This is a genomic window from Chitinophaga tropicalis, assembly GCF_009758205.1.
GTDB lineage: Bacteria > Bacteroidota > Bacteroidia > Chitinophagales > Chitinophagaceae > Chitinophaga > Chitinophaga tropicalis.
Map to the genome: position 1 here is coordinate 17,440 of NZ_WRXN01000007.1, position 11,968 is coordinate 29,407.

The following is an 11,968-nucleotide window of genomic DNA, read 5'->3' on the forward strand; positions in this document are numbered from 1 at the left end:
TTTGCTAAAGCTGGAGTTACTTTACACAGTTCATTTTCAATATTTTGCGCATTTTAGCGCTTCTTGTCGAATTTCAGCACAGCGTCAAGTTCGTCTTTTATCAGTAAAGAGAATGAATCTTTATAGTGTTCCATTTTACCGGAATCATTGAATACATATACGGGAGGATCGTCGTTCCCTTCAGCGCAATCAAAAAAGTAAAATGCCAGTTCCTGCCATACACCGAAGAACAGCTGGCTGTCGGTGATAGCAAATCCCTTTTCCTTTGCATTATTAAAGGCTTTCAGGGCGTCTGCTTTGTTACGGGCAAGATAGCTGGCTTCACTGCCGTAATTGCGGAGAATGCGTCCTCTTTTCTTACCGAAAACAGATAGGAATTCCTTGTAGGCTAAGGGAAGCTTTACATTAAACGCCTGTTCTACAGCAGTGATCTCGTCTTCGTTTAACCCTTGCGGGTCTCCCAGGTGTTTTTTATTGGCTTTTAAAAAGGATAGATATTTCATTCTTGACCAAATATATAATATTAATATTATGGATCAAAGAAGTTGGCTCTCAAAAAAGGGTTTCGCCTTCGGCAAAACCCTTTTTTGAGAGCCTGGAGATGTTGGCCTGCGGCCGGCTGAAATTTTAAAAAAGAGAGGAGAAATTGACTATCTCCGGCTACGGTTAAAATTTAAGCGAGAGAGGAATGTGACCATCTCTGGCAGCCTTTAATAATAGCCGTTATTTTGTTCGTATAGTCCCGCTTTGGCGGCTATCTCGGAGCTGGGTACGGGGTAGATCATATAATCTGGTGTTACTGTATTGATAGTAGTGATACCATCTGCAGCAATCCAGTTGTTCATAATTGTAACAGCTTTTCCTGACCTTACCAGGTCATTCCAGCGCAGTCCTTCTCCTAAAAATTCCTTGCGGCGCTCTTCCAGCAATACATCTGTAGTAACACCTGTTACAGGTGTCAGTCCGGCCCTTGCCCTGACCTTGTTGACAACCTCGTCTACTTCGGCCTGTGTACCGGCCGCTCCATGCAGTATACATTCTGCCTTCATGAGCAGCACATCTGTATAGCGAAGTACGATGAAGTTAATGGGCCAGTCTGTACCACTGGTACCACGGCGGGAGTAATCAATATACTTTTTGACAAACGGGTTGGAATAACTCAGCTGAATATTAAACGCCTTCCGGACATCTACAGCACTGCTGCCTGTGGCATCGTACGATTTTTTCAGGTTGTCAGCAATATTGAAGTTACTGGCTCCGTAACCGTTACCATAGCTATTGGAAATACCCTGGCTGGTCCAGTAAGCTACCGGTACCAGGTGACTGGGAAAACTGGCGCCATTGGAACTGCTCATGAACTGTATGTCGAAGATCACTTCTGCATTGTTTTCGTTGGTGTATGAGAAAATAGATGCGTAATCCGGCAGGAATGAATAAGTATTGCTGCTGATGATCTCATTGAACAATGCCAGGGCTTTATCGTATTCGTTGCTGTTCAGTCCCGGGCCATTAATATCATATGTTGGACCGGAGCGGGTCAGGTAAACGAGGCCCAGTATGCCTTTTGCGGCTCCGGAAGTGGCGCGGCCAATGTCTGACCCGGTATAGGAGGCTGGTAAGTGGGCAGCTGCATATTCCAGATCGCTGATAATAAGTGTGTATACATCTGCTACCGGGCTTCTGGGCACATTGGCCACTTCTGCAGCGGTGAGTGGTTTGTCTAATAAGGGGACTTGTCCATAGAGGCGTAGTAGCTGGAAGTAGTAGAAGGCCCGTAAAAAATGGCATTCCCCTGTTAACCGGGCGCGCAGGGTTGTGTCTGTGACGATGTCTCCTTTTGTTTCCAGTGCATTTAATGCAGAGTTGACGTTATAGATGCCGTTGAAGTTGTTGCTCCAGGCCTGGGAGATAAAGGTAACTGTGGTAATATTTGGAGAGAAGTCATTGACGCCCTGCCAGTCACGGTTACCGTCAGATACAGCCCTGATGTTATCGCTTCTCATCTCCCCCAGCCACAGCGCCTGGCTGGGATAGGCGGTGAGTTTAGTATAGGCGCCGTTTACCGCCTGTATGAAATCGTTGGTTGTATTATAAAAGTTATCGGTCGTGGTATTGGAAGGCGGCAGCTGATCCAGTTGTTTGGAGCAGGAAGCAAGCCCTGTGAGTATTGCTAAAAATAATATATGCAGTTTCATTCGATAGCGCTTTAGAGAGAATTAAAAGGTGAGGTTTAAGCCAACGGTAGCGGTTTTGCTTAAAGGCACGGCGCCATAATCGCCCGGCAGGGCATAGCTGGAATTACCGCTGGTATTGGTATTCTGTGCTTCCGGGTTCACACCGCCTTTGTATTTATCGTGGCTAAACCAGTTCTGCAGGGAAGCTGTGATCCTTGCTCCGCTGATGGCTTTTGTTTTCAAGATGCCTTTCAGGTTATATCCCAGCGTGATATTCTGTATTCTCCAGAAATCAGATGAATATACCCAGTCAGACGTAACATAGGGAACAGTATAAGAGGAACCGAATTTGCCGCGGGGTGCGTTGTAGTTCTGATTTTCCGGTGTCCATCTGTCACGCCAGATACCCAGCACATTGGCGGTGGTGCTGCCTGAAAAGTCAATAGCGCGACCAAAGTAGGAAAGAATAGAACCGCCATGCTGTCCGTAGATCTGGATGCCGAGGTCAAAGTCTTTGTAGCGGAAGTTGTTGTTCAGTCCCCAGGTATATTTGGGCGTAGGCTGTCCGTATATGACACGGTCATTTGCGTTGATGATGCCATTATTGTCTTTGTCGTAGTACTTAGCATCACCTACGGTCTGTTTGGCCAGCTTAGCAACCTTTTCATCTGCTATATCTGCTTCTGTGAGTATACCTTCTGTCCTGGTAACATAATAGCTGAACATAGGTTTCCCGATCTGCAGCAGGAAGGGAGCGTTGCTGCCGCTGTAGGCGGAAGATATTTCAATAGGAGCGCCGTCTGGTCCGAGGGACAATACCTTGTTATTGTTAAAGGCGATGTTGGCGGTGGTGGTCCACTGGAAATCTTTCTTAGAAAGGGTCACGGTATTCAGTCCCAGTTCCAGGCCCTGGTTCTGTACTGACCCTATGTTCTGCAGGCTGGTGCTGAAGCCACTGGCCGCCAGTACCGGCAGGTTTAACAGGAGATCTGTGTTCTTTTTCCGGTAAACATCTATGGTGATGTTGATGCGATTTTTGAGGAAGCTACCATCCAGACCGGCATTCCAGGTATTGGACGTTTCCCATTTCAGGTAGGGGTTGGCCAGACCTGCTACTACCTGTCCGTTGGCCGCTACCGGCGTATTGCCGCCAAAGCTGTAGCCGGAGCTGGTAAGTGTGGGAATGGAGCTGTAGTTACCTATGTTATTGTTACCTGATTTACCCCAGCTTAATCTTACTTTCAGGTCGTCAATGAAGATCACGTCCTTGAGGAAAGGTTCTTCCGAAACACGCCATCCTATTGAGGCAGAGGGGAAGGTACCCCAGCGGTTGGCTGATCCGAACCTGGAAGAAGCGTCTCTTCTCAATGTGGCGGACAGCAGGTATTTACCCCTGTAGTCATATTGTAAACGGCCAAAGTAAGAGAACAGTGTGTTATTGCTTTCTGTGGTGTTGCCTGTCACTGTTACGCCTGCTGAGTTGGGAATGGCATTGTTCAGTGTTTCAATAGTGCCATTGGCATAGCCGCCCGCAGTGTTGATAGTGTAGGTTTCATTATGCACCCAGTTGTAGGATACACCTCCAATAGCGGAGATGGTATGATCTTTTGCAATCACCCTGTCATAGCTGATGGTATTCTCGTTGACAAAGTTCTGTTTTTTAAATCCGCCATAAGAACCGGAGGCATTCTTCCCGGGGTTGGTTAAGCGTTCTGTGGCAGCGCCCACTACTACTCCATCGGGGATGTATCTTTTGGTAGACTGGTCTACATTGTCAAAGTTGATGGTAGATTTTATGCGCAGGCCTGGTATCACTTCATATTCTGCGAACATGGAATTGAGCAGGCGGGTAGTTTTTACAAGGCTGGTTACTGAGTTGAGATAAGCTACAGGGCTGATCAGCCTGGGGCTGCTCCAGGTGTAAGTGGCATAATTGCCGGAGCCGGTAAGGTTGCCGGCATTGGCTTCTACCACGGGACTCATCTGAGCAGCTTTCATGATCTGGTTATCTTTACCTTCTGCATCCGGAGCATTATTCTCTGAATAGGTAGGGGCAATGTTAATGCCTACACGTACACGTTTGCCAACATTAGCTTCAATATTTGCGCGGGCTCCGTAGTTCTTGTATTCAGAGCCTATTACAGTTCCTGTCTGGCTCAGATGGTTGCCGGAAAAGAAGTAGTGTACATTATCTGTACCACCGCTGGCTGAGACTTCGTAGTTACCAAAAGGAGCTGTTCTGTAGATCTCATCCTGCCAGTCGAGGTAGGTAAGTCCCGGGTGACCGGGTTGCGACCAGCGTTCGTCAGGCATATAGGATGTATTGTAAACGCCATTTGCCAGTCCGAGGATAGCTCTGCGCTCTGCATTTGACTGGCTTGCAGTTCTTCCTGTTCCGGAGTTGACCCAGTTGGTATTGGCGACTTCTGTAGCCATAGCTACCCATTCGCCGGCGCTGAGCACATCCAGTTTTTTGGATATCTTACTGAATCCTGTGTAGGCGTTGAAGTTGATCTTCGCTTTACCGGACCGGCCTCTTTTTGTGGTGATGATCACAACGCCGTTGGCTGCACGCGAGCCGTAAATAGCGCCGGCTGCTGCATCTTTCAATACCTGTACACTTTCAATATCGTTGGGATTGATGTTATTCAGCGGGCTGCCGCTAAAACCGCCGCTTCCGTTGTTGCTCACTACATCCAGCGGGAAACCGTCAATGACATACAAAGGTTCGGACCCTGCTGTGATAGAGCCTGAACCGCGCACCAATATGCTAAGTCCCTGGCCTGGCATGCCGGTTTGCTGTCTTACCTGTACGCCTGGCATCTGGCCTATCAGCGCCTGTTCTACTCTGCCTAATGGTTTCTCGATCAGGTTAGTAGCATCGAGTGTGGCAACTGCACCCAGGATATTTCCTTTCTTCTGTGTGCCATATCCTACCACCACTACTTCATTCAATGCGCTCTCTCCTGCTTCCAGCCTTATTTGCAGCTGGCTGGTAGCACGGGCTTCCGTTCTCTTATAACCAACATACGAGAAAACGAGTACGGCGTTTTTCTCAGGGACTGTAATGCTGAAAGTACCATCTGGCGCGGTAGACGTGCCTTTTGTCGTACCTTTTACCTGTACGCTTACGCCAGGTAATGGTTGTCCTTTTTCATCGGCTACTTTTCCTGTAGCCACCTCTCCTGCCTGGCCAAATACGTTCGCTGCCATCAACAGGTTGATAAGAAATAGAAAGAAAAGTTTTGCGGGAGGGACAATACTTTCTCCATAGGATACATGACGATCCTTTACTTGTGTCTGCATTTCCGATGCTTATTTAATTGAATGCTATAAAAAAACACCCCGGACAATACGGGTTTGTATCGTCCTTATACTAAAGTTGGTGGCAGAAGTATTGGCTGATTGTACGCTTATTGGTTTTCCGAATTAGTGACGCAAATATACAAAGTCTACTTAATTAGTGGACAATTATTTTAGGAATAAATAAAGCAGGCCTGAAAACAAGCCTGCTTTATTGTCAACAATACAATATTGATTATATACTATCTTCTTTCATCATACACGCCAAATTCTGCGATGGCGGGAGGTGCGCTGCTTTCGTCTATGAGGATACGTACACGGCCGCCCCATACCCTGTTGAAGCGGTGTATTTTTACGCGGCCGCCACCTTCTCCGCTGGCTAATGGTTTCCAGGTACCATTCTCATTATACTCAAGGCGGTATTTTTTAATATTCGTACCGTCTTCCACGATGCTGATGGTGTTAAAACTTTTATCCTTATCGAAGTCTATTTCATACCAGGGTTGTTTAACTGTGGTATTTGACTGCCAGCTGCTCCTGAAGTTATCATCATTTGCAAAGTCCATGATATTCATATCATCGCTCCAGCTGGAATTGCCTGGCTGATGTTTGGCAATATTGGAAGAGATAATGGGCGCTATACTTTCGGGCAATGCAGGCATGGGGCCTTCCGGCTTCCACATCTTCCCTACCTGTTGTAAAGCAGCTACTGCATTATCGTCAATAAGGCCGTCACGGTTAGGTGCTACGTTCAGGATGAAATTGCACCATGCTTTGTTGAGTGGTACCAGGATATCGTTTACCAGTTTGGCAGGATCTTTTACAGGCGTAGCGGGGAAATTGGTTTTCCAGAACCAGGCGCTGTTGATAGGTAAGCAGGATAATGCCGGCAGCCTGTTGCTCTCTTTTGAGATGTGCTGTCCTGCGCCCTGCTCGTAAGATTTGATATCAGTATAGAATAATGCTTCTGCGGGATATTTTGCCGCGTTCAGGTCCATTACCAGGCAGTTGGGCTGCAGAGATTTTATAAGGCGGTATATTTCCTCAAAGGGTACATCATCATAAGATATCCTGGACCAGGGAGCATCCCATCCGTCTATGATCATTGCCGTGATCTCTCCGTATTTGGTGAGCAGCTCTGTCAGCTGGGCCTTGATCATGTCAATATGTTTATGTGTGATCAGGTTAGGACGTAGCCTGTGATGTGTGTCCAGGATGGAATAATATAACATTACTTTCAGTCCCCTGGCGCGGAAAGCGTCTGTATACTGTTTTACCACATCCTTGCCATAAGGGCTGTTCATCACATTGTAATCTGTTGTCTTGGTATCCCAGATACAGAAGCCGCTGTGATGTTTTGTGGTAAGGCAGCCGTAGCTCATATTTGCTGCTTTTGCAGTAGCTGCCCATTGGTTGCAATCCAGTTTTGCAGGATTGAACAGGGAAGCTGGTGCGTCAGGGTCCGGCCAGTCCTGATTGGCGAAGGTGGGGATGTTGAAATGGATGAACATTCCGAAGCGCAGGTCAACGAATTGTTGTTGTAATGCTGCGAGTGATGTAGTTGCGGATTTTAGCTGTGCCAGCAAGGTGAAAGGTATCAGTAACTGAATACCTAACAGCCAGCATAAACGTGTTTTCTTCATAGTTTTTCCGTGATAAACGATTATAGATTCTGAGACCTGAGTACAGTATTATACTAAAATATGACAATCAATTTATCAATGCCAGTAAAGCGAATACAATATAACTAAATGTGAATATCTTATTAGTAAGCGATTTTTGCGGGGTGTTTTGGCCTGCGGCCGGCTGAGGATAGAATAATGCGTTTTAAGAATTGAAGGTGTCTGACAGGTGGAGAAGGGAATGATGCGATTTAGAATTAAGATGTTTTGACTGGGCGATTTTAACAATTTAACAGGATAAATGCAGAGCCTGTAGGGTGAAAGTGGCCTGGTTTTGGATTTACGGTTAGTACCTGAGGGACAAAAGCAGATAAATACATTAAAACACAATATATATGCAACGAAAAACCATATTTTTAGTCCTATCCCTTCCTGTTTTTTTATTTTCCTGCGTAAGCACCAAAAAGTTCAAGGCTTCGGAAGCAAGATATGCTGATCTGAGTGGAAAGTATAACACATTACAAGGTCAGCTGGATGAATGTCAGCGGAATTTAAGAGATACCACTGCTGCTTTTGCAAGGAGCAGGAATCAGAGTGAAGAACGGGTTGAAGGGTTGAAGCAAAACAATAATGTTTTATTAAACCAGTTGAAAGATCTTTCTGTGATCAGTAATTCACAGGCAGAGAGCATTAAGAAATCGCTGGATAATATAGGCGCCAAAGACGCTTATATACAGGACCTGCAATCTGCTATAGCGAGAAAGGATTCGTTGAATATGGCATTGGTGATGAACCTGAAAGGAGCTATTGGTAACCTGGATGATAAGGACATTAATATTAAGGTTGAGAAAGGAGTGGTTTATATAGATATCTCCGATAAGTTGCTGTTTGAAAGTGGTAGTTATGATATTACTGCAAGAGCTAAGGAAGTGTTAGGAAAAGTAGCTAAGGTGCTGGCTGCTCAGCCGGAAATAGAATTTATGGTGGAAGGGCATACGGATACCAATCCTTACAAGAGAGGTGTATTGCTTGACAACTGGGACCTGAGTGTGAAGAGAGCTACTGCTGTAACCCGTGTGCTGCAGAATGATTATGGTATTCCTCCTGCGCGTATTACTGCTGCCGGCCGTGGTGAATATGTTCCTGTTGCCGGTAATGATACGGCTGAAGGGCGTGCGTTGAACCGCAGGACGCGGATCATTATTTTGCCACAGCTGGATCAGTTCTTTAAGTTACTGGAGAGGAAACAATAAGTTTTTTTAAGAGAGGTCTATCATCCATATTCATATAGTAAATAAGGCCGCTTCTCCCGTTTGAGGCGGCTTTATTTCCCTTTACCTTTAAACATTCTCAGGTCACATTGCAATGTGAACATAAAATATCTTCCTAATAACCTGTTCCTGTTCTCCACTACTGAGTTGCCTGAAATAGACTGTGACATGCGCGATGTTTCATCCAGCAGGTTGAATACCTGCAGCCGGGTAGTCAGCTTACGCTTAAAGAACATATTCTCCAGCGTTCCGTTTATCAGCAGCGGATTGGCATTTAAAGCACCGGAATACCCGCTGTTCAGCTGTTTGGTAAGATCCATTCCCAGTGAAAGTGTTTTCAGGAAATATACCTTTCCATTCATGCTCAGGTTCCACGTACTGATATTCGTAATATTATTCTCTGCCAGCACATATACGTTCCTGTTGAAAGTATATGCAGCGCCGGCAGTCAGTTCTATCCATTCTCTCAACATATTGGCCCGGAAGGACTGGGTGAGTACAAGGTTCTGTCCTGTCTTGCGCACATTATCCATATACAGGATATTATTATTGTAGGAACTGTTACCATCCAGGAACAGATTGTACTTACCATCATTTATCCTGTAAGACCATCCATAGATAAACCTGAAGTTATAATCGCCATCTGTATTCAGGAAGCGTGTTTCCTGCTTTACAGTATTGAAACTGTCTTTTACCAGGGAAACGTTGGTCACTACTTTATCCTGGGTATAGTTGGCAGATAAATGGATAAACAATGTATTCAATCCTGCATTCCGGTAGTTGAAGAACACGGAATGTGCGAAAGAGGGTTTCAGATCGGGATTACCGATAACAGGGAATTGTGCATTGGTGAGATCAGGCACCGGCTGCATTTGCTGGTAAGTAGGGAAAATGACGTTCCCTGCATACGATAATGTCAGTGTGGCTGATTTAGGCAGTTTATACTGTATACGGAATACAGGCACCAGCCGGTTGCTGCGTACTGTGGCCCTTACCCCGCTTTCCAGCGCAAGGCTTGTCAGGCTGGCAGGTTGCAGGCGGGCGCCCAGGGTATAATCCCATTTTTTTGTACTGCGGCGGAAGTTTAGTTCCATCTGGTGTTGCATCATCGTATATGTATAACTGTTACTGAGGGAGTCAATAACATTTATTTTTCCGTCAGGAGTGATCCAGCGTGTTTCCTGGCTATTATCTGTTTTATTGTAGTTAAGGGAGTATCTCAATTCAAGGCTGTTCAGGGAATCCAGTGGTTCTACATAAGAGATCTGTGTGTTGGCTGTCAGGTTCCTGTTCTTCTTGTCCAGTACCTGATGCAGCAGGGAATCTTTGGCAATAGTACCGTCTGTATTGTAATATCTCAGGCTGTCTGTGCCATCCTGCAGGTTATCGTTATTCGTGTTGTTCACATAGAGTCCGAGTGACATTACTCTTCCCAGACTGCTGAAACGGTGAGAGCCGAACATCCCTGCCAGGAAAACCGGTGTGCTTCCTGTATTGCTGTTATATGATGACTGATCTTTGAGCTGGAGGCCTGTCTGTTTTGCACGGAGTATGCTGTTATTGCTGTTGGTATTACGGCTTACATTAAGATTGAAGTTCAGCATATCCCCTTCTTTCGGCTTGTATTCTGTACCGAGGTTAATATTGTAGTTGTCTGCCCGGCTGTTGTTGAGGCTTGTGTTATCACTGTTGAGTGTTCCTTCTGTAGTAACCGTTTTAACGGTGCTTAAAGATTCTGTTTCAGAGGTGGTGCGGCCGCCCATTGCACCTATGTTCATGGAAAATTTCTTGCTGTAATTTCCGCGGTAGTTGATATTTCCTGTAGTTGATATAACATTCCCTACCTGTGCGGAAATATTGTTCTTATTGCCATTGATGGACAGTTGTTGTTTCTCGCTGAAATAGTTTCCCAGCACTGCAGCATTGTACCTGCCGTCATTGCCTGTTCCTGCCAGCATCTGTGCCTGGTAGACCTTTTCAAGATCTGCCTTTGTCTGGATATTGATGATCCTTTCTGGTTCTCCTACCTTTCTTCCGGTGGCTCTTGCCAGGTCTCCATAATCATCTATGAGCTGGATCTTATCTATCAGATCTACCGGCAGCAGTCGTGTCAGGGTTTTGATATCGTCCACCATAAAATCCTTTCCGTTGATCCTGATCTTAGTGATCTTCTTTCCCATTGAGGTGACATTCCCTTCCATATCTACCTGCATGCCCGGCAGGCGTTTGAGAAGATCTTCCGTTACTGCGTTCTGGCGCAGCCTGTACTGGTCTGCCCGGTATTCTATAGTATCTTCTTTCATGATAATGGGCGAAGGCCGGGCTTTTATTACTACTTCCTTCAGGGTGCTTGTTCTCATGGTCAGTGTTACCAGGGGAAGGTCTATTGGTGTGCCACCTTCTTTATAGCTGAATTCGCGATACCATGTTTCATATCCCATCACGCTTACCCTGATAGTGAAAACGGGGCGGGGTACTTTGGTGAAACTGAATCTGCCAGATTCGTTGCTGGTGGTATGCAGGGTATCTTTACCTGTCAGCAGCAGTATATTAGCCCCTATCATGGTTTGTCCTGTAGTATCCTTTATTGTTCCTGAAACGGTATAGGTAGTCTGAGCCAGCACATACTGCAGACTGCATACAAAGGAGATAAGCAGAAGGATCCTCTTCATATCAAAATACTAGCTTCAATTCAGACCTGTATTTATTATGTTTGAGGGATACGGGGGCTATATTACGGGCTAAAAAACTGGGCTATACAAATCTATTTTTCCGGGTTCCTGTAAAGTGGCTCAAGTATCCTTGTAACTCTAATGATTAACCCGATGAAATTAGGCTTTTTTAGGCAATTCCCGTAAAAAATGATGTTACTGCACCTGTTCTGCAGCAGCTGTTAAGAAAAGTGTAAAAAGCTCCACAGGGAGCTTTTTACACGGCTTGTAATGCTTCTTCGCATTCTATCATTTTCCTCATATTCATTACTGCATAACGTACCCTTCCCAATGCTGTATTAATACCAATGTTTACGGTCTGTGCTATCTCTTTAAAGCTGAGGTCTGCATAATAGCGCAGGATCAGCGCTTCCCTTTGTGCTTCCGGCAAACGGTCAAGCAGCGCTCTTACTGCAACATGGGTTTCGTGGGTCATGATATGCTGTTCATGACTTTCCACCCCTTCATGAACACTTCCCGCAAGTTCATCTTTGTAGACGACTGAAAATGCGGGCCAGGCGTTCTTTTTGCGAAAGTGGCTAATGCAGCAGTTGTGTGCAATTCTGACCGCCCAAGCAATAAAGCGGCTGTTGTCCAGGTAATGGCCTTCATTAAGTGCATTGATTATTTTGATGAACACGTCCTGGAAAATGTCTTCAGCCAGGCATCTGTCTTTTACAAGCAGCATGATAGTAGTAAAGATCCGGTTCTTATGCCGGTGAACAAGTACAGAGAATGCGTGATCATTGCCGGATCTGTACATTTTTATAAGTTCTTCGTCTGTCAGGTCACAATATCTTTTCATAGCATTAAGTTTTTAGAATATCCGGCCGCCCTGGACAAAGCAGCCATTTTAGATGTGGTTTTGATGGAGATGGTCATTAGTA

At 45.6% G+C, this 11,968-nt stretch carries 7 protein-coding genes; 1 reads left to right on the forward strand and 6 read right to left on the reverse strand.

What is annotated here, in order from left to right:
* Positions 1 to 53 precede the first annotated feature (53 nt).
* From GO493_RS16840 to GO493_RS16855, 4 genes are all read right to left on the reverse strand, one after another.
* The gene (locus GO493_RS16840; RefSeq protein WP_157307388.1) at positions 54 to 503 is read right to left on the reverse strand and encodes an SMI1/KNR4 family protein; all 450 of its coding nucleotides are present in this window, start codon (positions 501 to 503) and stop codon (positions 54 to 56) included.
* Positions 504 to 710: 207 nt separating this feature from the next.
* Positions 711 to 2,195, reverse strand: a complete 1,485-nt coding sequence (locus GO493_RS16845) for a RagB/SusD family nutrient uptake outer membrane protein (RefSeq protein ID WP_157307389.1) — start codon at positions 2,193 to 2,195, stop codon at positions 711 to 713.
* Between the two features lie 21 nt (positions 2,196 to 2,216).
* Positions 2,217 to 5,480 (reverse strand): SusC/RagA family TonB-linked outer membrane protein, encoded by a 3,264-nt coding sequence (locus tag GO493_RS16850; protein WP_157307390.1) that lies wholly within the window; start codon positions 5,478 to 5,480, stop codon positions 2,217 to 2,219.
* Between the two features lie 239 nt (positions 5,481 to 5,719).
* Positions 5,720 to 7,120: an alpha-L-fucosidase gene (locus GO493_RS16855; RefSeq protein WP_157307391.1), complete on the reverse strand. Its 1,401-nt coding sequence runs from the start codon at positions 7,118 to 7,120 to the stop codon at positions 5,720 to 5,722.
* A 374-nt stretch (positions 7,121 to 7,494) separates the two neighbouring features.
* Between GO493_RS16855 and GO493_RS16860 the strand changes: the two genes are divergently transcribed.
* A complete protein-coding gene (locus GO493_RS16860) occupies positions 7,495 to 8,352 on the forward strand; it encodes an OmpA/MotB family protein (RefSeq protein WP_157307392.1) in 858 nt (285 codons plus the stop codon).
* Between the two features lie 71 nt (positions 8,353 to 8,423).
* Here GO493_RS16860 and GO493_RS16865 read toward each other — a convergent pair whose 3' ends face one another.
* The gene (locus tag GO493_RS16865; RefSeq protein ID WP_157307393.1) at positions 8,424 to 11,042 is read right to left on the reverse strand and encodes an outer membrane beta-barrel protein; all 2,619 of its coding nucleotides are present in this window, start codon (positions 11,040 to 11,042) and stop codon (positions 8,424 to 8,426) included.
* A gap of 256 nt (positions 11,043 to 11,298) precedes the next feature.
* Positions 11,299 to 11,886: an RNA polymerase sigma factor gene (locus GO493_RS16870; RefSeq protein ID WP_157307394.1), complete on the reverse strand. Its 588-nt coding sequence runs from the start codon at positions 11,884 to 11,886 to the stop codon at positions 11,299 to 11,301.
* Positions 11,887 to 11,968 lie beyond the last annotated feature (82 nt).